Origin of the sequence: Pseudoselenomonas caprae (genome assembly GCF_008271345.1) — a bacterium.
In the GTDB taxonomy this organism is placed as follows: Bacteria; Bacillota; Negativicutes; order Selenomonadales; family Selenomonadaceae; genus Selenomonas_A; species Selenomonas_A caprae.
The window spans coordinates 71,625-94,052 of sequence record NZ_VTOZ01000012.1 but is presented as its reverse complement, the minus strand read 5'-3'; the positions used below and the strand labels follow the sequence as shown (position 1 = coordinate 94,052).

At 50.1% G+C, this 22,428-nt stretch carries 25 protein-coding genes; 4 read left to right on the top strand and 21 right to left on the bottom strand.

Going from position 1 to position 22,428, the window contains the following annotated elements:
- Positions 1–19 precede the first annotated feature (19 nt).
- The 8 genes from FZ041_RS07345 to FZ041_RS07305 form a co-directional block, all read right to left on the bottom strand.
- Entirely contained in the window at positions 20–634 is a 615-nt protein-coding gene (locus FZ041_RS07345; RefSeq protein WP_149189106.1) for a flavin reductase, read from the bottom strand.
- A gap of 57 nt (positions 635–691) precedes the next feature.
- Entirely contained in the window at positions 692–1,648 is a 957-nt protein-coding gene (locus tag FZ041_RS07340) for a rubredoxin (protein ID WP_149189105.1), read from the bottom strand.
- A gap of 82 nt (positions 1,649–1,730) precedes the next feature.
- Positions 1,731–1,973 (bottom strand): aldolase/citrate lyase family protein, encoded by a 243-nt coding sequence (locus FZ041_RS14560; protein ID WP_255449294.1) that lies wholly within the window; start codon positions 1,971–1,973, stop codon positions 1,731–1,733.
- 741 nt (positions 1,974–2,714) lie between these two features.
- Positions 2,715–4,517 (bottom strand): UvrD-helicase domain-containing protein, encoded by a 1,803-nt coding sequence (locus FZ041_RS07330; protein ID WP_149189104.1) that lies wholly within the window; start codon positions 4,515–4,517, stop codon positions 2,715–2,717.
- Between the two features lie 247 nt (positions 4,518–4,764).
- Complete coding sequence (locus FZ041_RS07325) at positions 4,765–5,205, bottom strand: GNAT family N-acetyltransferase (protein WP_218150095.1); 441 nt, start codon at positions 5,203–5,205, stop codon at positions 4,765–4,767.
- A gap of 420 nt (positions 5,206–5,625) precedes the next feature.
- Positions 5,626–6,786, bottom strand: a complete 1,161-nt coding sequence (locus FZ041_RS07315) for a UxaA family hydrolase (protein WP_149189103.1) — start codon at positions 6,784–6,786, stop codon at positions 5,626–5,628.
- Position 6,787: 1 nt separating this feature from the next.
- Entirely contained in the window at positions 6,788–7,099 is a 312-nt protein-coding gene (locus FZ041_RS07310) for a UxaA family hydrolase (RefSeq protein ID WP_149189102.1), read from the bottom strand.
- A 15-nt stretch (positions 7,100–7,114) separates the two neighbouring features.
- Complete coding sequence (locus FZ041_RS07305) at positions 7,115–7,321, bottom strand: hypothetical protein (RefSeq protein ID WP_075428233.1); 207 nt, start codon at positions 7,319–7,321, stop codon at positions 7,115–7,117.
- A gap of 100 nt (positions 7,322–7,421) precedes the next feature.
- Between FZ041_RS07305 and FZ041_RS07300 the strand changes: the two genes are divergently transcribed.
- Positions 7,422–8,318 (top strand): LysR family transcriptional regulator, encoded by an 897-nt coding sequence (locus FZ041_RS07300; protein WP_149189101.1) that lies wholly within the window; start codon positions 7,422–7,424, stop codon positions 8,316–8,318.
- Between the two features lie 171 nt (positions 8,319–8,489).
- On the opposite strand, the gene FZ041_RS07295 is transcribed toward FZ041_RS07300, so the two are convergent.
- The 5 genes from FZ041_RS07295 to FZ041_RS07275 form a co-directional block, all read right to left on the bottom strand.
- Positions 8,490–8,708, bottom strand: coding sequence for an Rrf2 family transcriptional regulator (locus FZ041_RS07295; RefSeq protein WP_255449293.1), 219 nt, complete (start codon positions 8,706–8,708; stop codon positions 8,490–8,492).
- A 47-nt stretch (positions 8,709–8,755) separates the two neighbouring features.
- Entirely contained in the window at positions 8,756–9,142 is a 387-nt protein-coding gene (locus FZ041_RS07290) for a VOC family protein (RefSeq protein ID WP_255449291.1), read from the bottom strand.
- A gap of 141 nt (positions 9,143–9,283) precedes the next feature.
- Complete coding sequence (locus FZ041_RS07285; protein WP_075442671.1) at positions 9,284–9,931, bottom strand: flavodoxin family protein; 648 nt, start codon at positions 9,929–9,931, stop codon at positions 9,284–9,286.
- 273 nt (positions 9,932–10,204) lie between these two features.
- A complete protein-coding gene (locus FZ041_RS07280; RefSeq protein ID WP_149189100.1) occupies positions 10,205–10,750 on the bottom strand; it encodes a ferritin family protein in 546 nt (181 codons plus the stop codon).
- Between the two features lie 216 nt (positions 10,751–10,966).
- Positions 10,967–12,877, bottom strand: a complete 1,911-nt coding sequence (locus FZ041_RS07275) for a CocE/NonD family hydrolase (RefSeq protein ID WP_187626337.1) — start codon at positions 12,875–12,877, stop codon at positions 10,967–10,969.
- Between the two features lie 120 nt (positions 12,878–12,997).
- Here FZ041_RS07275 and FZ041_RS07270 point away from each other — a divergent pair, with 120 nt between their 5' ends.
- Entirely contained in the window at positions 12,998–13,459 is a 462-nt protein-coding gene (locus tag FZ041_RS07270) for a methylated-DNA--[protein]-cysteine S-methyltransferase (RefSeq protein ID WP_149189098.1), read from the top strand.
- 19 nt (positions 13,460–13,478) lie between these two features.
- Here FZ041_RS07270 and FZ041_RS07265 read toward each other — a convergent pair whose 3' ends face one another.
- The 8 genes from FZ041_RS07265 to FZ041_RS07230 form a co-directional block, all read right to left on the bottom strand.
- The gene (locus FZ041_RS07265; protein WP_149189097.1) at positions 13,479–14,267 is read right to left on the bottom strand and encodes an EFR1 family ferrodoxin; all 789 of its coding nucleotides are present in this window, start codon (positions 14,265–14,267) and stop codon (positions 13,479–13,481) included.
- 96 nt (positions 14,268–14,363) lie between these two features.
- Positions 14,364–15,257 (bottom strand): DUF5131 family protein, encoded by an 894-nt coding sequence (locus FZ041_RS07260; protein ID WP_149189096.1) that lies wholly within the window; start codon positions 15,255–15,257, stop codon positions 14,364–14,366.
- Positions 15,258–15,271: 14 nt separating this feature from the next.
- Entirely contained in the window at positions 15,272–15,748 is a 477-nt protein-coding gene (locus FZ041_RS07255) for a pyridoxamine 5'-phosphate oxidase family protein (protein WP_149189095.1), read from the bottom strand.
- 157 nt (positions 15,749–15,905) lie between these two features.
- On the bottom strand, positions 15,906–16,403 hold the full coding sequence (locus FZ041_RS07250; protein ID WP_149189094.1) for a cyclophilin-like fold protein: 498 nt from the start codon (positions 16,401–16,403) through the stop codon (positions 15,906–15,908).
- Positions 16,404–16,453: 50 nt separating this feature from the next.
- Positions 16,454–16,993 carry a flavodoxin family protein gene (locus FZ041_RS07245; RefSeq protein WP_149189093.1) on the bottom strand — a complete coding sequence of 180 codons (540 nt, stop codon included), beginning with the start codon at positions 16,991–16,993 and terminating at the stop codon, positions 16,454–16,456.
- Between the two features lie 117 nt (positions 16,994–17,110).
- Positions 17,111–18,277: an alpha/beta hydrolase gene (locus FZ041_RS07240; RefSeq protein WP_149189092.1), complete on the bottom strand. Its 1,167-nt coding sequence runs from the start codon at positions 18,275–18,277 to the stop codon at positions 17,111–17,113.
- A gap of 88 nt (positions 18,278–18,365) precedes the next feature.
- On the bottom strand, positions 18,366–19,505 hold the full coding sequence (locus tag FZ041_RS07235) for an alpha/beta hydrolase (RefSeq protein WP_149189091.1): 1,140 nt from the start codon (positions 19,503–19,505) through the stop codon (positions 18,366–18,368).
- A gap of 130 nt (positions 19,506–19,635) precedes the next feature.
- Positions 19,636–20,829 carry an MFS transporter gene (locus tag FZ041_RS07230; RefSeq protein WP_149189090.1) on the bottom strand — a complete coding sequence of 398 codons (1,194 nt, stop codon included), beginning with the start codon at positions 20,827–20,829 and terminating at the stop codon, positions 19,636–19,638.
- Positions 20,830–20,970: 141 nt separating this feature from the next.
- On the opposite strand from FZ041_RS07230, the gene FZ041_RS07225 reads away from it, so the two are divergent.
- The gene (locus FZ041_RS07225) at positions 20,971–21,864 is read left to right on the top strand and encodes a LysR family transcriptional regulator (protein WP_149189089.1); all 894 of its coding nucleotides are present in this window, start codon (positions 20,971–20,973) and stop codon (positions 21,862–21,864) included.
- Between the two features lie 159 nt (positions 21,865–22,023).
- Positions 22,024–22,398 carry a MerR family transcriptional regulator gene (locus FZ041_RS07220; RefSeq protein WP_075442660.1) on the top strand — a complete coding sequence of 125 codons (375 nt, stop codon included), beginning with the start codon at positions 22,024–22,026 and terminating at the stop codon, positions 22,396–22,398.
- Positions 22,399–22,428: the final 30 nt, after the last annotated feature.

Below are 22,428 nucleotides of genomic sequence, written 5' to 3'. Positions count from 1 at the left end.
CTTTTTGGTATTCTGCCTTTCAGCCAGTCACTTTCTCAAAATCCGCCGCACCGTGTTTGCAGAGGGGGCAGATATAACCTTCGGGCAGTTCCTCACCCTCGTATTCATAGCCGCATACTGTACAGCGCCATATGGTCTTCCCTTTGGCAGTGGCCTGGGGACGCGGCTTGATCTGTTCCTGATAATAGCCATAGGTAGCAGATTTCACAGCAGATAGTATCTTGCTGTCTACCACATCCGCCAAGAATATGGTATGGCTTCCCACATCCCAAGCCTGTGTAACCCGCCCAGAGATATAGGCGTTGGTGCCTTTTGTCACGGCCAAGGTACCGTTTGCCGTGCGCTCGACGGCCGTGAAGTCCTTGAACTTATCCATTTCGCGGCCCGAGCAGAAACCAAAATGCTTGAACAGCTCAAAGTCCGCGGCTTCGCTCACCACAGACACCGTAAAATCCTTCGTATCCATGATCATATCATGGGTATGATTCCCCTTGTTTACCGCCAGGGTTATCTGATTGGGTTCTGAGGTAACCTGCGTCACCGTGTTGATGATGCACCCGTTGTCCTTCTGTCCGTTGTTAGCCGTCAACACATAGAGCCCGTAAGAAATGTTGAACATGGGATTCCCGCTCATTTTTCTATCCCCTTTCAAGACAATATCCGAAACTGCCTTACTACATCTTCGCCCATATCACGCTTTATTGAATTTCTCCTTGCTCTGCTTGCAGCGCGGACACTTCCAGTCCGCAGGCAGATCCTCAAAGGCCGTCCCTGCGGGGATGCCGTGTTCCGGATCGCCAACGGCCGGATCGTAGACCTGCCCGCAGATGGAGCAGATATATTTGCCCGTGGCCTCCTTCACGGCGATTTCTCCTGGCGGAATGGTCTGAGGCGGATTGTCCAGATCCACCACCTTCTTGCTCTCCAGATTCTCATAGCCCAGAGGCGTATGCGTGGAGCAATAGACCGTGGGGTTGTTGCGGATGAACTTCCGCACCTTATCCAAAGTGTCTCTGGCGGCAGCTTGATCTTCAAAGACCACGGAGAGCTTGTTCTCATAGAGAGCTTCATCGGTGTAGGTCACATCGCCATGCATCATGTAGAAGAGACCATCCGCTTCGGCGATGATGATGCTATTGCCTGTGGTGTGGCCTTTGGCCGGGAGCAGATAGACTCCCTCGGCGATCTTCTCCGAGGCAGGGAAATTGTGGTAAGGGCCGTCCTTATAGGCCACGCCGATCACGTTATCCCCCTTGTATTCCGTAGTTTCCTTTTCTTCCGGCGACATGTAGATTTTGGCCTGAGGGAAGCTCCGCAGTTCCCCGGTATGATCGGCATGCTTGTGGGTGACGAGGATTTTTGTCACTTGTTCCGGCTGATAGCCAAGCTCTTTCAAGGCCGAGACATAATCCTTGATGCGGCTGCCCAGATAAATCTGAGTCTTTTCGTCCACCACCATATCCGGTGCCTCAAGGGGCATCCCCGTGTCCACTAAGATTACCTCGCTGCCCGTATCGATGAGGAAATTCTGCAGGGTGGACCGATACCGCACTCTGGCATCGAATTTATCCACGCCATCCTCGCCGCCCATTGCAAAGGGCTGGGTCATGAAGCCCTTCTCATAGAGTTTAACCGCTTTGATTTCCATGTTTGGCACTTCCTTCCGTTTTGAATGCAAAATCGCAACCAATAATCAGCGTTTGATATCCTTGGTGAAAGTTTCCAAGGTATTATCGGCGGCGGCAGCCAAGAAGGCCGTATCGGCGCCGAAGGCCAGCCCGGACTGCAGTGGCACCGAAGCCGCGATTACCCCGCGGCGCATAGGAAGCCCAATACATGATGGATTCCGTTTCCTCGCCGCTTTCCACCTTCGGAATGATGATGTTCTGGATGCCGCTGTCCAAAAGCTGCTTGATGATACCCGTGCCGGCTTCGGGAATGCGCACAACCGCTTCCATATCGTAAGCCGCAATGGTGCGGCAATGACCAGTATGGTCTGCACGGTATGGGGACCATGCTCACCGTCGACAAAGAGCCAGTCGTACTTGGAAGTAGCCAAGACCTCTGCCACATCCGGCGAAGTGGTTTCCTGCGCCACACCATATTACAAGACGCCAGCCTCAATACCATGTTTGAATTTGTTGCTCAAATAATCTTTTACCATTGCCATTTTACAAAGTCCCTCCTTGTCCAAATCATGAAACAATGCTTTTGCACTCACGAATCAAGTTTATCTTATCACATGATTGTGACTTTAATATGACTTTTTAGAAAATTCCTTTTATTTTTTTTTCGACAGCATCGAATCAGTAAATCCTGCGGGGCAGGGTAACGAGCATTTCTGTCCCCTGTCCCGCCTCACTATGACATTCGATGGTCCCCTGCCAAAAAAGCCTACGATCGAGGACAAAGGTGTCTTGAACTCATGGAAAACGTTGCCGATAAAATCCTTGCGCATTTCATCCAGGCTGCAGAGCTCACAGGCCATCCGGTTAAAGCTGTCCATGAGCGAGGATCCCTCCGCCGTCATGATGCGCAGGCTATACGGCGGAATCCGCGCCTGAAGACCCCTCTTTTCCTTTTTTCGTTGGCTATATCTTACTATGTCTTTATGACATCAATGTGACTTTTTCCTGCTTCTTCCAGAAAATTTTCTGGCGCATCATCAGGCGCAGCAGTGGCAGCTCCCCAAATGTCATCGGCATATCATGAAATCAGCTGTCCAGCAATTTCATGATATGCTCCTTGGTGAACTCTTTGCCTAGTCTTGCATCCGTTATCCCTCTGCCATAGAAATCCACATAGGCCCAGCCGTTTTTCCTCTTCTGGAGCAGTATGCCGCCGAGGGCGAGAAGGTTCTTGAATTCCTTGAAATCGTTAGCCGACACCGCACAGTCCTTGATGTTTTTCCGCATGCGCGCCAGGATTGTCTCCCGCTCCGTCTCCCACATCCTAAGCTGCGAGGTCTTGTGGTGCTTGCGGGCATTTTGTGCCCCCCAATCCCGTTCCTGCTCGATTCCCTTCTGGAGCTTGCGTCTGTCCTTCGCCTTCCTGACCGCAGCCTCACATTCCTCCAGATGTTTGAGGATTGCCTCCCGGCTCTGATACGCAGCATTCTCCGTCATATCCACCAGCTTGATCTGGGCTCTGGTAACCGCCACATAATAAAGATTCAGTTCCTGGATGAAATCCTTGAACCGCTCATCCTGCTGCTCCAAGGGGCTCATCCCTGCCTTGAACCTTGCCGCATTGAACCGGCAGCTCATATAGCGGAACCCCAAATTCGGGAAATCATCCATCAATCTTACAGTATGCCATTCCAAGCCTTTGCTGGTATGCGCATTGGTCAGCACCAGCGGCGCCTCCGGCCTGTTCATGCGGCGGGCAACATCCTGCAGTTCATACAGATCATCCTCGTAATTCTCCGCAATCTTCATCGCTGACAGTATCTCCACATCCGCGGTGCTCTCAGCATACTCCTTCAATTCTTCCTTGCTGTGCAGCCGGTTCAGGAACTTGAATTCCCCCACGAAGTCATGGCGCCGGTCAAAGAGGAATTCCTTGACCGCAATGGCTGTCTTGAATACATCCTCAGGCTTCTTGACCAGATAAACACGCTCCGGCTTTTCCCGATACTCGTCAATCAGATCCACCAGCGCCGAATTTGTCCGGGTAATGCAGGCTGTCTGCTTATTCTTCAGCTTCGCCTCGTTGATCATGGAATGCATGGGGTAGTATGGAACCTGCCCATCATAGAGCATATCCATGAACACCTTCATGTAGAGATTGGCCTTGTCCAGGATCGGCTGGCGGGCACGGAATGAATTGGTCAGCTGGAGCGTTACATCAGCCTTCTGCCGTGCCAACGCATTGATAGCTCCGCGGAATCCATAGATCGACTGATGCGAATCGCCGACAAAGATCCGGCTGCAGGCAGCCCGGTTGATGATACTCAGCGTCACGGGATTGCAGTCCTGGCTCTCATCCACCAGGATGCAGTCATACCGCCTGCCCAGACCTTGTTCCTCCGGTGACAGCATCTGGAAGAGCTTCAGGTAATGGTCATGCGGCATAGGCAGTCTTCCCTCCGCCACCAGCTCAAAGATCTTCTTTACCTCGCTGCTAGGAAAATCATGCTCAGCGGATATAAGGAAATCCCTATATCTGCCGAGCATCAGGAAAAGCTCATGATTCGCCTTGGAGGGGAAACAGTCATGAAGCATATCGATCTTGATAGCCGATAGGACTGGCCGCGACCCGCTAGAAAAGAAATGCCTGTATGCCATGCTATGCATGGTCATCGCCCTGGTGTTGGCCGGAAATACCTGATTGGCCTTATCGGCGATGCTGCGATTGAAGGCCAGATACAGGAACCGCTTCTGCGGATTCGCATTGGTCACAGCCAGCAGCGTGGTGGTCTTGCCCGAGCCCGCACAAGCGTCGATCTTCATGACCTGCCCAAGCCGCAGCTCTTGGGATGCTTTTATTATCTCTATCTGTTCAGCTGATGCACGCATTGTTCCCTCTCGTTTCCCTGTCCACTACCATATTGCCTCTATCTTTTCCGCCAGATCTATGATCCGTCTTCATAAAATCAGCAGCGTGAAATCTTCCCGCTGCTGATGCTTGCCATGTCATGTCCTGCCAACGGACCGCCAGCGCATAATGCGTATATTATACTCCCTTTGACCATCCTCTGTCCACGGCTTTGCTAAGACCAGCCTGCGCTGGCAGCAAGCAGCGGTACTGTTTCCCGCTCGTACATCAGATCTTCCTGCGCAATACAATCATATCCACCAGCTGTCTTCCCCCTTCCAAGATGGCATGGTCATAATTATCCAGGAAAAAATCCTTTCGCACGCCATAGCGGACAAAGCCACAGTGCTCATAAAAGGGGATGGTAAGCGGACTGTCCCCTGTACCGGCCTGCAGCTCATCAAAATCCGCTGCATAACGATCCGCCAGGAATTCGATGAGTTTTTTCCCATAGCCCTTCCCCTGCGCCTCTGGTGACACTGCGATATTCTTCACTTCCAGCACGCGGTTTCCCGCATCCATGACTACGCATTCAGCCTTTACGCCATTGTCTTCCAGCACATACATCGTGCCCTCAGCCAAATACTTCGCGATCATGCTCTCCTGTTCATCCGCCAGCAACAACAAATCGATGTGTTTCTTTTTATCGGGCTCCTTATAGATCCTCACGTCGCTTCTCTCCCCTCGCATGCTACGATATGGTCTTTCCCAGCTAAAAGGCCTGTTGCATGTCGTCCTGCTGGAAGCAGGGATTTCCCTCTCTTTGGAAACAACTGTTGCAGCCAATACTTTCGGTTGCTGCCCACCAAAACCACTATCCTGCTCATTCTAAGCCCTCCCATCATCCGCAAGCTATGCCCAATAGCAAACCTGATATTTAAATAAGGATTTTACACCTTTACACCCCCTGCGTCAACAATTGAAGTTTTCCGGTAAAGTTTGACATAAAAGCAAAAGGGGCTGTGCATAAGTAATTTCTCACTCATGCAACAGTCCCTTAAAAGGCCGTACTGCACTTATGGCAGGCGGACTCTCCCCTATACTGCGTGCCCGGCGGCGTTTACACGCATAAAAAACGACAAGCGCCAATTACACAAATCTGCACACATGGTCAACCGCAATATCCGAAAAGCCATAGGCTTCCGCTTTGGTGAGTTTGCCGTTTGCTATCTCATGGAGCTTTTCCAACAGCATTCCGCCGCTTTCCTCAATGGTCTGCTCACCACGGATAATGCCCGATAGATCCACGTCCATATTATCTTCCATCCAACTATAAGTATGCTCATTGGCAGTCACTTTGAGCACTGGCACAATGGCATTGCCCGTAGGCGTTCCCCTGCCCGTGGTAAAGATGATGACCTGACAGCCGGCGGCCGCCATGGATGTTACGGAAGAAATATCGTATCCTGCCGTATCCATGACGATAGCCCCGCGCTTCGTGGGCGGCTGCGCCTGTTCCAGCACCTCCACGATGGGACGGGTGCCGCCTTTGCGGATGCAGCCAAGGCTCTTTTCGTCAATCGTGGACAAACCGCCCGCTTTGTTGCCCGGTGTCGGCTGGCCCGCCCGGCAATCCTGCCCTGCGGCGAGTAAATGTTTTTCATAGTCCTCGCACACCCGGATGATCTGGTCATGGATTTCCGGCGTGGCCCCCCGGCGGGCCAGCACATGTTCGCCGCCTATCCACTCAATGGACTCGCTCATCATGGCAGATGCGCCCAAATCCACGAGCCTGTCACTAAGATTGCCCACCGCAGGATTGGAGGCAATGCCGGAAGTAGCATCGCTGCCGCCACATTCTATCCCCAACAGCAGCTCGCTGATGGGGAATTTTTCTTTTTGCTGAAGTCCGGCTTCAGCCGCCATTTCCCGTGCAGCCCGCACAGCTTTTTCAATGGTCTTCAATGTGCCGCCTTCTTCTTGTATGCCAAAGGAAACTACCGGCTTGGAACACTTTGCCTGTATCTTTTCCCGCAACTGGGCATGGGGTACGGTTTCACAGCCCAGGCCGATGATGACCACGCCGTAGACGTTGGGATTCAGGGCAAAACCCGTGAGCACCTTCTGGCTCATTGCCGTATTAGCCGCCACATCACTGCAGCCGGTGTTAAAGACAATATTCACAGCGCCCCGCACCTGGCTCGCCACAATCCGGCAGGACTCACTGCTGCAGGCACAAGTGGGCAGGATCAGAATATGATTGCGGATGCCGGGACGGCCTTCTTTGCGTCTGTAACCGTAAAATTCCATATCATTTACCCTCCTTGCCCATTACATACTCACTGGCATAATCCCGGGGAATGCTGCGGATATTCTCATGCGATACCCAGCCGCCCTGCGGGATATCCCGCAAAGTTTCCCCGATGATTTCCCCATACTTATAGACCATCTCGCCCTTGGCAATCGGCTTCAAGGCAATCTTGTGCCAAATGGGAATCAGTTCGACAGCCCTAACCTTGGCCCTGCCGCCGCCATGACAGATAACCATGTCCTCCGGCTGTGCTTCGCTGGTGCAGGTGGCCACATTGTCCTTTTCGTCCAGCAGAATCGCTTTCTTTTCCATAAAGTTCTCCTTCCGTCAAATCACTTCGTCCATATCTAGCAGGTATTTCCCATAGAGCATATTCCACTGCGCCGGAGTCATGTCCTGCTTTTTTTGCGATTCCAGCTGATAAATTTTCACTGCCTTATGCGTTCTTGCCATCATTTTTTCGGCCCAGATTTTCATTGCCTTTTCCATCATCATTACCTCCCGCTTCACATTGACCTTTTCTGTCTTCATCATAGCGTATTCAGCCCCAAATAAAAAACACTTATAATCGATTTATCTATTGAAAAAACCGATTGATTTCGTTATGATGAAGCTAGTCAAAGGAGGTGCTGCCATGAATATCCAGCAAATGCAATACTTCGCCGAGGTTTGCCGTCAGGAAAATGTTACCAAAGCGGCCGCCTATCTGCATATGTCCCAATCCACGCTGAGCCAGTCTATGAAAAATCTCGAAGCGGAAACCGGCCTGAACCTGTTCCGCCATGTAGGGCGCAATATCCAGCTCACCGCTGACGGGCAGGCTTTGTTTCAGGAAGTGGAAAAGATGCTGAAGCAGTTCAAACGCTTTGAAGCCAGTGTCAAAGAGATTGCCAAACGCCATAACCGCCTGCAGCTGGCCGTACCTTCGCAGATTGCCACCATTATCCTGCCGCTGCTTTTGGGCGAATTTTTCCAGCAGCACCCGGAAATCCAGCTGGAAATCACAGAGCCAGCCGGCGGCGCCGCGCTGGATATGGTAGAGCGGGAAGAAGTCGACCTGGCCTTTGTCCACGATGCCGAAGGACGGCCCAATCTCACCCTGCGCAAATTATCGTCCTGGCCCATCTGCCTCTGTGTCCCACGCAAACATCCGCTGGCCAATAAACCAAGCATCACCTTGACCGAAGCAGCAGCATATCCCCTGGTTCTGCTCAGTCGTAGATTTATCCTAACCAAACGTGTACTGGCTGAATTTGACCGGCAAAAGCTCCAGCCACAGATTCTCCATTATTCCCCCAACCTTTCGAGCGTCTGGAATATCGTCCAGCAAGGCATCGCCCTGTCGATTCTGACCGGCAATGGCATTTTGCCGGATAGCGATCTTATTGCCATTCCCATAGAAGGACTTGCCCAAAAAGGTTTTATCGTCACCAAAAAAGGCCGGCAAATCTACGCGGACGAACGCTGTCTTATCGACTTCGTCCGGCGTAAATTTGCCGACGCTCCTAAAAATATGAAAAGTTCCCCCTAAATACAAGATAAAACGCTTGACGACAAATCTCTTGCATGCGAATATCTCGCATTATACAAGCCTCCCCAGGTCATCAACCGTTTCAGATACCTCCCACAAAGCAAAATTCATTCTAATTTTAAAATGACTAAATTTGACTGGTCAACTTATGCTATAAGGTTTCAGTTATAATCATTTCCCTTGCCCCTGTCCTGCTTCCTTCATCGCGATAGATTCCAATAAATCGGCAAGGGTAACCTTCTTGAAGTCAGCCAGCATGTGTTGTCTGACTTCTTCGAGCCTGTCACCTAACACTCCATGGATAATCCGCCCTATCGGACAGGCCGGATTATGATTCTCTTGAAAATGAAATAAATCTTCATCTTCTTCCACAGCCCGAAAGACATCCATAAGCACCGATTAATCAGCTGGCTTATGGATGGCTCTTTTTGCGCCCATTATTTCACTTCGATATCCAACACTTTCTCAATGGCTCCCGGCTTTTCCTGAAACAGTTCCAACACCAGGCCATCGGGAAGCTTCACCCATTTTTCCGGCTTCCCTTCCAAGGGACGTACACCTTCATAGGTCAGCATTTCCTGCAAAGCCGCCTTGAAATCCTGCACCACAATGCCTAAGTGGTGCCCCCGTCCTGCTGCTGGATCTTCCGGAGCAGCCACCAGCTGCAGGCCGCCTTTCAGCCATACCTGCTGTAAAACGCCATCCTTTTCCTTACGCCGTGTCTCCGTCATGCCCAGTACCGTCTGAAAAAAATTCAGACTCCATTCGATATCTGCCACGGTCACTGCCGCATGTTCAAGATAAGATGCTTTTGGAGTCATCATCGTTACCTCCTGTTCTTAAGACCTATATTCTTATGGCAATTATCTTCTTCCTTGTCACTTTTTTATACACCATCTTTCCTATACACAACCACCAAAGAAAAGGCATGAACAATGTTCTTTGCAAGAAATCACATTTAGGAATTAGCGCTCAAGCAAACTTTTCCCTAATTCATAAGCCGCTGCACATTGCTGGGGAAACATCTCCTCACGATAGGCTGCTTTGGCCTTAGGATCGAAGATCGAAGACTCATATTTGTCATAGTCGGTAAACTGGGTCGTATTGTACGCATAAAGCGTCTTGGTTTCCGCCCGCAGGATTTTGCTCGCAAAGCCTTCGTGAACGGCAAATTTTTCCCGCATGCCAAACTGCTTGACATGCTCCTCGGTCATATTCATGGTGTAGATAAAGGCATTGGGCAGAGACTTCGGAAATACCGTCGGTATTTCGTTGCTGTAAATGTAATTGGAAAACAGCAGCCGCTCGATAAAGGCGCTCATGCCGGAAGAAAGATTCATAAAGTAGACTGGCACACCCATTATGAGGGCATCGGCTTCCTTGATGCGCTCGATAACCGGCGTCAAATCGTCCTTCATTGCGCAGGTGCCATGCTCCTTGTCCTTGCGTTTGCAGTAAAAACAGCTGATACAGCCTTTGAAGTTCAGGCTGTAGAGATTTATGAGTTCCGTTTCCGCACCAGCCTCCTGCGCGCCCTGCAAGGCCTGCTGCAAGAGTTCTGCCGTATTGCCGTTGCGCCGCGGGCTGCCATTTATAGCAATCACTTTCTTCATCGTTAAATCCTCCCATCAACCAATACACAAATACTTAATGTATTCTTCGACACCAGCCAAAGATTACCTGCTCTGCAAAAAATAGCCTGACAAAGCTATGCGCCCTGTCAGGCTATTTTTTAGCGTTTGATTTCCTGATACTCAGCCACCTGGCCTACGCTGAAGTGGAGATTTCCCGGCTCCGCTGAGTGATGGTCACCAGCTCGGGGAAATTGTCCTACATAATATGAAACGCCTGAATTACTTCCTGATCTGTCACAGTCAAAAGTCACCTCAATCCTTCAGCTTAAATACCTTCTTCGGCTGGCCGCAGAGCGGGCAGGCAAAATCATCCGGTTCCGCCTCCAAGTCACCGACATGCTCATAGCCGCAGACCGAGCAGACATAGATTTTCTTGCCGGCAGCTTCCAAAAGTCCCGGGCAATGCTTTTCCAAAATCTTCGCCAAAACAACGCCATGATGGCCTTCCTGCTTGGCAAAGATTTCCATTTCATCGGCAGCTTCGGCAAAACCTGCTTCGCGGAATTTATCGGCCATAGCCTTGACCTTCTTTTCACCGCTGGTTTCTGCACTCATCAAGCCGCGCACGAGCTGCCAGAAATTCTTGGGCAGCATGCCGTTTACTGTGGCATAGAAACCGGCATGGACTGCCTCCTGATTTGCCGCCTCGATAAACTGCTCAGCCACATCGTCAAGCCCCTGCTCTTTAGCCAGGCGCGCCAACGTATAATACATCATCGTGCCCTTGGCTTCGCCCAAAGCCATCATTTCTGCCATTTTCTCCAGCGGGGTTCCCTTCGTGATACCATGTAAGCTCATTTCACTCTCTCCTTTATCCTATCATACACATAATCGTGACTACCTATAACACGCTTTTGATTATACGGCCCCTTTGTGACCTCTATGTGACTTTTATTTGTTTTTTTACAATCTTTTTGTAAAAGTTTTATTTCCGTGGTATTGATAGCAGACATCTTCACCGCAAAATCCACGGTGCGCAGCAATGCTCCCGTGGATTTTTAACGTATTTTCTTCTTACTTTTCTGGCACGACTGGCACTAACAGATAGCTGTCATATTTGCCACCCACATGGATAAGGTGTTTCCCTTTATTGCGTGTGGCTGGTGCCTTGACCGCAAGATTCGGGTGCGTGACTTCGGTATGATTGCCGCCCAAGATTTTCATGGCCGGCTTCTCGCCGGGCATAAAAGTATACCCCTTTTCAGGCACAGCAATCTTTGCCACACCAAACGGCGGTACACTGTCGGCCTTAGGCGGCTGGTAGGCCGCTATAGTCAGCTGCAGTTTTTCGCCAGCATGGTATTTCATGCCCATGGGCCAGATACCAATATCGACCGGCACAATCTCACCTTTTTGCAGTAAATCCTCATGGGTATGTTTCAAGACCGGCTCAGCAGGCGTGGATTTTTGCTTATCCAAGGCCCGCTGGGATACACGCAGATAGCCCTCGGAAACGGTGGGCATATGCGTCATGGGGTCAGCGATAACCTTGCCATCCTTATCGAGTTTTTGCACCGTAACCTGCAGTTCCATATCCTCAGCACCGTCTGCCTCTACATACGTATGCAGGTTCATATAGCCCGTCAATTCCGTATCCTGGTCAAAGGTCAGTACAAAATCGACAGCAGGCCGCTCAGCCTGCGTATCATAGCTGACCACCTGTTCCTGGGCCGCTTTTCCCCAGCTAAGAGTCTGTTGACCAGTCAGATATAATTTCTTATACTGCGTTCTGGCCAAAGGAAATTCCTGCTCGACTCTGTCCACCACATCTTTATGCCCAGGGTCAAGGACCGATAGCCGCACCCGCGGCGTCTTCTCCCAGTCATTGGCTACGCCTTTTAAATAATGATCGAAGAACTTGCGCAAATCTTCCACATGTTCCGGCTGATAATAGTCAGCCCACTCATTGGTATTGTGCACACGCAGCCATTTATTTTTGCTGGGAATCTGACGGAAACCGGCAAAGGTACCGTGTGTATGCACCGGATTGGTGAAGCTGGCTACCACATAGGCCGGAATATGGATATTCTGCAGTTTGGCAATCTTATCCTGCCAATAGGCATCGAGCAGTGTATGCGTCACCACCATACGCGGCTGGTCCTCAATATAATTTTGGCTGGCAAAAGTTTCCCAAATCCCCTCTGGGAATACGGGATTCGGAATGCCGCCACGATTAGCCGTCTCGCGGAAATGATCGACAAAGCCCTCCCATGGTGCAATGGCTGCTAAATGCGGTGGCTGCTCGCCTGCGATAAACCACTGCGAAACCGTCAGCCAGGAGTTGCCGGACATGCCTATTTTGCCATTGCTCCAAGGCTGCTTGGCTGCCCACTCGATCGTATCATAGCCATCCTGGGAATTCTGGCTGCCCCAATAGTTTAAATTGCCCTCCGAATGATATGCCCCACGGCTGTCGGGATTGATGATGACATAACCCTGCGCCACCCAATAGGCCGGGTCCGGCGCTTCGAATTTTTCCAGGCCGGAAGTTGCCGCCTGCGGGACACCAGCCCGTCCCGGCACATCGTCAAGCCATTGGCCGCCGATTTCCTTGCCGTAAGGACTCCAGGCCATGATGGCCGGATGCTTTGCCTCATCTGCCGGCCGGAAAATATCCGTATAGATAACCGTGCCGTCACGCAAAGTGACTGGCACATCTTTTTCAAACAAAATATCGCAGGTAAGAGGCTTAGACCCCTCCCGGCGGATCGACCCTGCTTTCAGAACCATCTTTTCCTGTTTTAATCCGGCAGCACGGGCACGCGCTGCCGAAACCGGCAAGCCTTTACGATAATAAACCTCTACGGTTTCACCACCGGCCATCTTCTGTGGCAAGCTGATGGCTGCTTTTTCTGCCGCCATTGTTCCCGGCACTGCTATCCCCATGGATAAAGCCGCCAATCCCAGACAAAACATTTTACGCATAGATCCCCTCATTCTATGGCCCCCTATATTACAGATATTTATCTTTTTCCCATCATACATTATAATACTTTTGTATTGTTTTGTTAATTTTCTTATTTATCATAAAGCAGGGAGAACATTATGACCACTTACGCTTTTTATCAAACTCCATTCGGCCTGCTGAAAACAGGCATAGCTAATGAAACACTTATCCGCATCAGCCTTGTGTCCCAACAGGACGAAAAAAATCATCCCACATGCCTCAGTGACGAAGCCTATGCCCAGTTACAGGCATACTTTGCCGGCAAGCGTACAGATTTTTCTCTGCCATATGAACTTACCGGTACACCTTTTCAAAAGCAGGTCTGGGCTCAAATTGCCCGAATTCCCTATGGACAGACAGTTACCTACAAAGATATTGCCCAGGCTATCGGTAAACCACGTGCCTTGCAAGCAACAGGCCAAGCTGTAGGTGCTAATCCCCTGACCATCCTCATCCCCTGCCACCGCGTTATCGGCAGCAATGGCTCATTGACTGGTTACGCCTGGGGCCTGGAAATGAAACAAGCCCTGCTAAAACTCGAGCAGGGCTGCGCAGAATAATACTGCAAACTTTATACACTCACTTTGCTGCTGATATGCCACGCAGTAAATCTGCGGCTTTCACCTCTTTATGCCTGTACCGTTTACGCCCCTTGGTTATGTCGCCATAGTCAATAGCTTTGACCGGACAGATATGCAGGCAGCCCAGACATTCTACGCATTTATGCTGCCATACAGGCTGACCATTGGGGCGTTTTATATTATCCCTGGGACAGATTTTTTCGCATAAGCCACAAGCCGTGCATTTCTCCTTGTCACATTGGAAGTTTTCATCTATCGACTGCTGCCGGGCCTGCCATTTATCGTGATAGCTCTGGCAGAATTTTTTGAGCAGCTGCCAGGTATCATGATGCTCTCTGCCAGCAATAGCTTTGGCTATTTTCCTTATTTTCTTCTCCGCCAGCCATGCCCGTATCGCTATTCGCCAGTCAGCCGCAATGTCCCGATAAGGAATGTAGTTCGATACCAGCCGTACATACCATTTCGCCTGAACCTGACAATTCTTAGCCGCCAGTATCTTTTCCATATCCATAAATGGTGTGCCCCAATAGGGCACACCGCAGGTCGCAACAGCAAAAACATACGGCGAATTTGCCAGCGTCAGCTTTTGTAAAAACTCCTCCACTTGCAGGGGCAGGCCAAAATAGTGCATCGGAAAGACAAAGCCCACACAGTCAGTATCAACCACTGGTGCTTCTTCCTGCCCAGCGGTCACCAATGACCGCAACTCTACGTCCGGCAAAGATTTTTGCAATTCTCTGGCCACATAAAGTGAATTGCCTGTCGTTGAATAATAATATATTATCATACGGATTTCTGCCGCCTCCTAACATGCTTCAGAATAAATAAGCAATTATAACGCCGTTGTTCCAGGTTTACCATAGGCAAGACTTCTTCTTCCGAGCTATATTCTTTTCTCTACAGATTCACTGCATTTGCCGCAATGACTACAGCCATTGCAAATCAGCCTGCTGCCGCAGGCATGGCAGTGCGGTCCATCATAAACCGGTTGATAGCGATCTTCTGGTGGAACCGGCAGGCCAATACTGTAGCATAAAGCAAAGTTCATGGGCCTGCCTACATAATTCAATCCTGCCCGAAAGGCTTGCTCAGCCTGTTTCTGCTTGCTGGTCAAGCGATAATGCCTGCCATCTTTTATGAAATGCGAACCGATTTCTATAAACGAAAAGGATACATTAGCCGACCGGCACTCTTGGTGCAAAGCCAGCACCCAATCATAGCTGCATGGCCGTGCCCCCTCATAATTCTCGCCGCCACAGATAACCTGCTCGATAAAACCTTCCTCCAGATACGGTTTCAGGCTTACGGCCCCAACCAGCGGAGCGCACATCACGCCTTTATGCCGGAAGGGTAGCTCCTTAAGCAACGGCAGCCGGATATCGGCCATCTTTTGATTCTCACAGGTAACATTGAACCAAATATTCTCCCAGCCGCTGCCAAAATCCTGCGGCAAGCAGTCAGCCACCCGTTCTGGGCGCTTGGTCAGCAGATAAAAGATGACATCCGGCCGCTGGCGCATGATTTCCCAGGCTTCTGCCCGCCATCTATCTGCTTCTGCCAGAAAAAAATCCGAAGTCATACATACCCGGATGAGTTCGCCGCTTTTTATTTTATAGCTGCCATGGCGGTCTTTCTGCAAGGGATAGTTAAAATTCTCCGTCCGGTAAATGTCCGCCCCATCTTTTCCCCGTTGCTTATCCAGCGTGTACATATAGCAGTTGGCGCAGCCGGGACTGATTTTTTTGCAGCCATGCCACGGATTCCATATATCATGCATCTTTGACGTTCCATTTACGATTCATTGACCAATTTGCCGGTCATATGCTCGGGAATCAGCGCCAGACATTGCACGCGGGGCAGAGCGTGCTTCAATTCCTGTTCCAAGTACGCTTCATCAGCGGTAAATTTTCGCACCAGCGAGCTGCAGATTTTGCGAATCTTTTCCTCATCCGTCACCAGCTGCATCCGTCCAAAGACAACTACACTACGGATATTGAGCGCCCATTCCCCAGGCTTTTGCCAACCCTCATCGTAAGCACAATAGCTCACCTTGTCATAGGCCCTTATGGCATCCATCCGGTGTCCTTCCTTGGCACTATGGAAATAAAGGATACCGTCCTCCTCGCAGTACCAATGATTCATGGGGATACCATAGGGATAGCCGTCGTCCCCCAGCATGGACAACACGCCCCGCTTCGCTTCTCTCAGCACTTCTTTGCATTCTTCCTCTGTCAGCTGCTGCTTGAATCTTCGCATCTTCCGAAACATAATTTCCCTCCTACAAAAACAGCGCCACTTTCTTATCTGCCAAGACCTAACGATAAGAAAATGACGCTTTTCCCATTACCCGGTAGCAACAGGTGTCAATTCATATTCTTTTTTTAGAATAGAGCAAAAAAACATCTTTGTCAATCCTAATTCTGCTTCACTCCGTCACAAGCTGCACCGTTACGCCATCGCGGTTCAATAAAGCAGTCAATTCCTGTTTTGACATGTCAATATGTCCCAGCCGCGTATAAGCCCAGGAATTGGAACCATAAAAGATAACCAGCTTATTTTCTGCATAGAGGACAATATCCCCGTATTGGGTAGTTATCTGCCTATCTGCGCTGGTAATACTTTGACCGATAGGCCCCACCTGCTCAAAGCCGCCATAAGCTGACATTTCGATGGTCAACGGCAAAAGTTTCTGCAATGCCGCCGCAGAAGCATTCTGTTCCCAGGTAACGGGAACAACTTTATCATCAATGATGAGTTTCATCGCCTGCTCCTTCTTTGGTTCTGCCACGGATTTATTTTCCTGTGGGACAGCCTCGCCCGCCTTACTGCCAGTATCCGCAGTAGTCTCCTGCGCACCTGTGCAGCCGGATAGCAGCAGCATCACCGCCAGCATGACCACACTTATGATTTTCCGGTTTGGCATTGTCCTCTCTCCTTATGCAAATACAACTGCAAGGCATTATTTTGCAGACTTCAAATATTCCTGCCAGCCTGTCGGGCTTTTTCCAGTGCGGCATTGCCAGCAATATCACCTGTGTCCGTCACACCGCCACAGAAAATCGTCTCCTTCAATTCGGCCTTGTCAAAGCAGTCTACCCAACCCTGCACGCCGACGCGGGTTCCGGCTACGGTATCTGCTTCATCCTCTGCCGCCGTAGCCAGCAGATAAACTTCACGGAAACGATAATCCGAGGGAAACAACGGATTTGCCCGGTCCAGCAAGGTCTTTAACTGGCCACACATACCATAGTAATAGACCGGCGTTGCCAGAACGACCACATCCGCCTGACCGATTTTAGCCGTGATTTCATTGGCATCGTCCTTTATCACACACTGCATGGTCTTTTGGCAGGCCAGACATCCCTTGCAGAAATTTATGGTCTTATCACGCAGGGAAATCTGCTCCACCGTATGTCCGGCCTCTCTGGCCCCTTCGGCAAAAGCCGTGACCAAAGCCTCGGAATTGCTGTTTTTTCTTAGGCTCGTAGATATAACAATTACCTTCTTGCTCATAAGCTCTCCTCCATACACATGTTTTTATTTTACTTTAGCACTTGAAGTATACTCCAAGTCAAGTGCTGCTAAAAAATGCCCTGCAAAATCTTGCACATTTGCAGGGCATTTTGGATATTACTTCAGATTCTTATCAAAGAAGGCAAACAGCTTGTCGAAAGGAATCTTGTCCATTTGATCGTAGAGGTCTACATGGGTAGCACCAGGAACAACGATTTCTTCTTTCTCACCTTTGATGGCCGCATAGACATTATCGGAGAAATACTTGGAATGTGCCTTGTCGCCGGTAATCAGCATAACCGGTGTCTTGCCCAGTTCATCGATATTGCTCATGAGTTTGAAGTCAAAGAAGCCATATGGCGTCACCGAATCCCAGGCTAGTTTGTTGGAGTTGATGGCGCGCGGATGGAACGCGCGGCCTACATAGTAGCCAAAGAAATCCTTGATGACAGGGCTAGCATCGGCAGGCAGTTTATCCGGGAACATGGTATCGAAGGTTTCCACATTGCCCTTGGCATCTACGCCCAGCTCATGCGCACCACGGATAGCCTTGCCACTCTTGGCTTCTTCATTGCGCATCTTAGCCAGATGCTGTTTCACGATTCCCCGCTGTTCCGGCGTGTAGTAAGCCCCATTATAATGGTCGCTGATGCTTTCACTCATATCATACATCGCCGAAGTTGCCACGGCCTTGATACGGCTGTCACTGCCGGCAGCCGTGATAGCCATACCGGACAGACCACAGATGCCCATAGCCCCTACCTGATCCGGGTTCACGAATTTCAGATTGGAAACGAAATCCACAGCGGCATGGTAGTCTTCTGTGAAGATTTCCGGGGAGCCCATATTGCGGCGGCTGCCACTGCTCTCACCGGTGGTGGAGGGGTCAAAGGCTACGGCCACATAACCATGCTTGGCAAACTCCTGCGCATACAGGCCGGAGGACTGCTCCTTCACCGCACCAAAAGGCCCGGTAATCACTACGGCCTTGTACTGCTTGCTGGCATTAAAATTCTTCGGCAGATACAGATGACCAGCCACTTCAAAACCAAAGCGGTTTTCAAACTTCACATTCTTGGCTTCAATGGAGTTGTCAATCTTGAATACACGGGTGTCATTGTCCAGCTCGCTGATGGATGAACGCTGCATCTGCGAAGCTGTTGCTAAAGTTTTAGCCGGCGTTGCTGCCATCGTCACATCACTCCCCATAATGCCAAAGGACATCACGCCTGCCACCAGAGCAGCCAAAACCATCTTCTTGTTTTTGCCAATTTTCTTCAACATTTCTATTCTCCTTTACTTCACTTACATCTCTATGTCATGTTATCGTGACTTTACCTTATCACTTGAAGCAGACTCCAACTCAAGCATTTTATTTTAAGTTCTGCTGAAAGAATGCCTCAATTCTCGCAAAGGGAATCTTGGCTTTGTTATCGTAGAGGTCAACATGAGACGCACCGGGAACAATCACCAGTTCCTTGTTATCACCCTTGAGCTTTTTGAAGGCATCTTCGCCAAAGTAACGGGAATGGGCTTTCTCACCATGCAAAACCATAACGGCATTCTTGATTTCATCGGCATAGGACAGAATCGGCATATTCATAAATGAAAGGGCCGATGTCTGATTCCAGCCGCCGTTAGAATTCAGTGAACGGGAATGATAGCCGCGCTCCGTCTTATAGTAAACATAATAATCCTTCACGAACTGCGGCGCATCAGCCGGCAGCGGGTCAACCACACCGCCGGAGTTCTTGTAATAACCGGCCTTATAATCCGCCGTACGCTGGGCATTCAGGACCTCGCGGTTAGCATAGCGTTCTTTTTGCAACGTTTCCTTGTCTTTTTCATAGTCAAAGTAACCATTGGCGGTAACTCTGTTCATATCATACATGGTCGAAGCCACCGTGGCCTTGATGCGGGTATCGCTGGCTGCCGCATTGAGTGCCATGCCGCCCCAGCCGCAAATGCCGATAATGCCAATCCGATTTGCGTCTACATTATCCTGCGCGGACAGGAAATCAACGGCTGCAGAAAAATCTTCCGTATTGATATCCGGCGAAGCCACAAATCTTGGCTGACCACCGCTTTCCCCGGTAAATGACGGGTCAAACGCAATGGTCAAAAAACCTCGCTCAGCCATTTCCTGCGCATAGAGACCGGAAGACTGCTCTTTGACGGCACCAAAGGGGCCGCTTACCGCAATGGCCGGGAGTTTTCCCTGCGCATTTTTCGGCACATACATATCGGCTGCCAAGGTGATGCCATAGCGGTTGACGAAAGTTACCTTGCGATGGTCCACCTTGTCACTCTTGGGGAACACCTTGTCCCATTCCTGCGTCAGCTGCAATTTTTCGGCTTTAATCATTCTGTCGCTTTTAACTTCTGCCGACTTCATCCCTGCCACTCCTTTATCTGCTGCCTGTACACCATTTCCCATGATTCCCAAAGACATCACGCCTGCCACCAGCGCGGCCAAGACCATCTTTTTGTTTTTGATTATTTTCTTCAACATTTCTATTCTCCTCACTTCACTTACACCGTTTATCCTTTTGCTTGATTTCATTATAGCGATTCTGTTTTGTAATTACTAATACTTATAAAAAATATATTACTATGCTTGCCAGACATAGCAATCAACATCTTCAATGCTCAGACTGAACCATCAGCGACGTATGCACCTGTTTGCAGTAACATTGGCCCCAGACCGTCAGTGCGGCCAGCAGGCAGAACAGCAGACCGCCCAGTACCACATATTGCGTGCCCCAAACATCAATAAAATGACCGCTGACCGTAGTTCCAAGCACACAGCCCATATTAGCCGCCGTCAGGAACAGGCCATTGGCAAAGTCCGGCGCTTCCGGTGCGGCATTTGCCATCCAGTACTGATTGATATTGGCATTGATCCCGCCCAAAATGCCCCAAATGACTACGATAAGCCCCATCAACGGCCAAGCGCTGCCGCCGCCCAACAGGGCAATATAGATTACGGCTACCACCAGCGGAAAGATCTTGACCACGGGCAAGGGCCGCACCGTTAGCAGATGTCCCGCCAGCATACTGCCCAAAATATTGCAGATTCCATAGGCAAACAGCAAAATGCTGATCAAGGACGGAGCTACGCCAGCGACAACACCCAGATATTCGGTCAGATAGTTGAACACGCCAAAAATCGAACCGTTGAGAAAAATCACGGCCATAATAGACACCCAAAGCATCGGCTTGCGCAAGACCGCCAACTGGCTGCCATAACTCATAGCCGTCTGCACCGGCATGGATGGTACCAGCCAAATAGTCAGCAGAAGCACCACCAAGGTCGCCAATGCGAAAAAGGCCATGGATGCCGCGAGCGAAAACTGCTCTGCCAAAAAGTTGCTGATGGGCACACCGGCTACCATCCCCGCTGCCACCCCGGCATTGATTTTCGCCACAGCCTTAGGTTCTTCGCCCGGTTTAGCCAAAGCCGCCGCCACCGTAAACGCCATGGAACAATAAACCGGATGGAAAAAAGCCGGCAGCACCCGGACGGCAAGCAGTACCCAAAAGCTTTCTGCAAAGACGGCAATCACATTGCACAGCGTGAACAGTCCCAGGATAAAGACCATCAGATGTTTGCGATCAAAGCGTGACAACAATAGCGGCATGGTCGGCCCCGCCACGGCCACGCCCAGCGCAAAGAGACTAATCAGCCAGCCGGCCTGCACAACCGTTACTTGATAAGTTTCAGCAATATAGGGCAGTATACCGATAAAGCCCATTTCCGTATTCAAAATGCCGAACACGCCTGTGGCCAGAATAAACAGCAGCACTTGTTTGTTCTTTATGTTTTCATGACTCATATCCCCACTTCCTCTCTGCCTTCATTATATATTCTCCACTTATCCAATACTAATGCTTATATAAAATCTCGATCTATGCTTTACAGTAATAGATTTCTCATAGTAAGATAGAGAAAAAACCAGGCAAAGGAGTGGAACCATATGGAGCTGCGAGTACTTAAATACTTTCTTACCGTAGCACAGGAAGAAAGTTTTTCGCGGGCGGCAGAAAAACTGCATCTGTCTCAGCCCACCTTATCCCGCCAATTAAAAGAGTTGGAAGACGAATTTGCAAAGCAGCTGCTTATCCGTGAGCCACGGCGCATACTGCTGACAGAAGAGGGTCAGCTGCTGCGCCGCCGCGCTGAAGAAATCCTGTCACTGGTGGATAAAACCACTGGCGAGCTTTTGCGCCACGACGAAATCAGCGGCGATATCCGCATTGGCGCTGGCGAGTCCATTCACTTCGGCCTCGTCATGAAGGTGGCACAACAGCTGCGGCAGAAATATCCGGGCCTACGCTTTCATATTGTCAGTGGCGATGGTGCCACCACCATGACACGGCTGGAGCGGGGTTTGATTGATTTTGCCTTTGTCTATGGACGGCTCGACCCGGCTAAATACCAGGAACTGCCCTTACCCGTCCGTGACCGCTGGGTGCTGGTCTTGCGTCAGGATGATGCTCTTGCCCAAAAGGAAGCCATCCAAGCCGAGGATTTATGGCAGCAGCCCTTACTATTCTCCCGCCAGACGCTTTCGAACAGCACCCATGGCGATGAACTGCTGGCCTGGCTGCAAAAACCGCTGGCAGAACTAAATATCGCAGGTTCCTATACACTGCTCTACAATGCCACTTTGATGGTCAAGGAAGGCATGGGCTATGCCATCTCTTTCGATGAACTCATCAACACCAATGGCACCATTCTCTGCACCCGCCCGCTGGAACCAGCTATTTTCACAGAACCCTCTATCGTCTGGAAAAAAAATCAGGTTTTTTCCAAAGCTTCCCAAGCATTCCTTGCCGCACTGCAAGAAGAATTCGACGTCAATATCTGAAAGCATCACCGCTAACTAGAAATCCCTCAATAAGCACAGATTGGCGCCGTTCCTGCCATCGCCATGAACCGCTGTACCTTTTTTTTCCGCTTGACTTCGAGTCCACTCCAAATGCTAAACTTACAATATATGATAAAAATTTGACAACGAGGTGATTTTATGACCATCAAGGAAGTCAGCGAAAAGTACGATTTGTCTGCCGATACCATCCGCTACTACGAGCGCATTGGCCTCATTCCCCATGTCCCCCGCAAAGAAAACGGCATCCGCGATTTTGACGATGCCGCCTGTGGCTGGGTGGAGTTTTCCAAATGTATGCGCAATGCCGGTGTGCAGGTTGAAGCCCTGATTGAATATGTTGATCTGTTTTTCAAGGAGGGCACTGAAGAAGCCCGCAAGGAAATCCTCGTCGAACAGCGCGCCCGCCTGCAGAAGCAGTATGAGCAATTAAAGGCCACCATGAAACGGCTGGACTACAAAATTGCCCATTATGAAGAAATCATGACCAAGAACTGCCCGAATCACCAAAAATGATTTCCCACGAAAAAAACCTCTTATGACATT

Bases quoted from the DNA above. Each gene is read 5' to 3' on its own strand.
- FZ041_RS07330 (WP_149189104.1), bottom strand. From the start codon at position 4,517: ATGCGTGCATCAGCTGAACAGATAGAGATAATAAAAGCATCCCAAGAG.
- FZ041_RS07260 (WP_149189096.1), bottom strand. From the start codon at position 15,257: ATGCATGATATATGGAATCCGTGGCATGGCTGCAAAAAAATCAGTCCC.
- FZ041_RS07225 (WP_149189089.1), top strand. From the start codon at position 20,971: ATGGAGCTGCGAGTACTTAAATACTTTCTTACCGTAGCACAGGAAGAA.
- FZ041_RS07300 (WP_149189101.1), top strand. From the start codon at position 7,422: ATGAATATCCAGCAAATGCAATACTTCGCCGAGGTTTGCCGTCAGGAA.
- FZ041_RS07310 (WP_149189102.1), bottom strand. From the start codon at position 7,099: ATGGAAAAGAAAGCGATTCTGCTGGACGAAAAGGACAATGTGGCCACC.
- FZ041_RS07345 (WP_149189106.1), bottom strand. From the start codon at position 634: ATGAGCGGGAATCCCATGTTCAACATTTCTTACGGGCTCTATGTGTTG.
- FZ041_RS07235 (WP_149189091.1), bottom strand. From the start codon at position 19,505: ATGTTGAAGAAAATAATCAAAAACAAAAAGATGGTCTTGGCCGCGCTG.
- FZ041_RS07220 (WP_075442660.1), top strand. From the start codon at position 22,024: ATGACCATCAAGGAAGTCAGCGAAAAGTACGATTTGTCTGCCGATACC.
- FZ041_RS07275 (WP_187626337.1), bottom strand. From the start codon at position 12,877: ATGCGTAAAATGTTTTGTCTGGGATTGGCGGCTTTATCCATGGGGATA.
- FZ041_RS07285 (WP_075442671.1), bottom strand. From the start codon at position 9,931: ATGAAGAAAGTGATTGCTATAAATGGCAGCCCGCGGCGCAACGGCAAT.
- FZ041_RS07340 (WP_149189105.1), bottom strand. From the start codon at position 1,648: ATGGAAATCAAAGCGGTTAAACTCTATGAGAAGGGCTTCATGACCCAG.
- FZ041_RS07270 (WP_149189098.1), top strand. From the start codon at position 12,998: ATGACCACTTACGCTTTTTATCAAACTCCATTCGGCCTGCTGAAAACA.
- FZ041_RS07230 (WP_149189090.1), bottom strand. From the start codon at position 20,829: ATGAGTCATGAAAACATAAAGAACAAACAAGTGCTGCTGTTTATTCTG.
- FZ041_RS07315 (WP_149189103.1), bottom strand. From the start codon at position 6,786: ATGGAATTTTACGGTTACAGACGCAAAGAAGGCCGTCCCGGCATCCGC.
- FZ041_RS07255 (WP_149189095.1), bottom strand. From the start codon at position 15,748: ATGTTTCGGAAGATGCGAAGATTCAAGCAGCAGCTGACAGAGGAAGAA.
- FZ041_RS07240 (WP_149189092.1), bottom strand. From the start codon at position 18,277: ATGTTGAAGAAAATTGGCAAAAACAAGAAGATGGTTTTGGCTGCTCTG.
- FZ041_RS07250 (WP_149189094.1), bottom strand. From the start codon at position 16,403: ATGCCAAACCGGAAAATCATAAGTGTGGTCATGCTGGCGGTGATGCTG.
- FZ041_RS07305 (WP_075428233.1), bottom strand. From the start codon at position 7,321: ATGATGAAGACAGAAAAGGTCAATGTGAAGCGGGAGGTAATGATGATG.
- FZ041_RS07295 (WP_255449293.1), bottom strand. From the start codon at position 8,708: ATGGATGTCTTTCGGGCTGTGGAAGAAGATGAAGATTTATTTCATTTT.
- FZ041_RS07290 (WP_255449291.1), bottom strand. From the start codon at position 9,142: ATGATGACTCCAAAAGCATCTTATCTTGAACATGCGGCAGTGACCGTG.
- FZ041_RS07265 (WP_149189097.1), bottom strand. From the start codon at position 14,267: ATGATAATATATTATTATTCAACGACAGGCAATTCACTTTATGTGGCC.
- FZ041_RS07280 (WP_149189100.1), bottom strand. From the start codon at position 10,750: ATGAGCTTACATGGTATCACGAAGGGAACCCCGCTGGAGAAAATGGCA.
- FZ041_RS07245 (WP_149189093.1), bottom strand. From the start codon at position 16,993: ATGAGCAAGAAGGTAATTGTTATATCTACGAGCCTAAGAAAAAACAGC.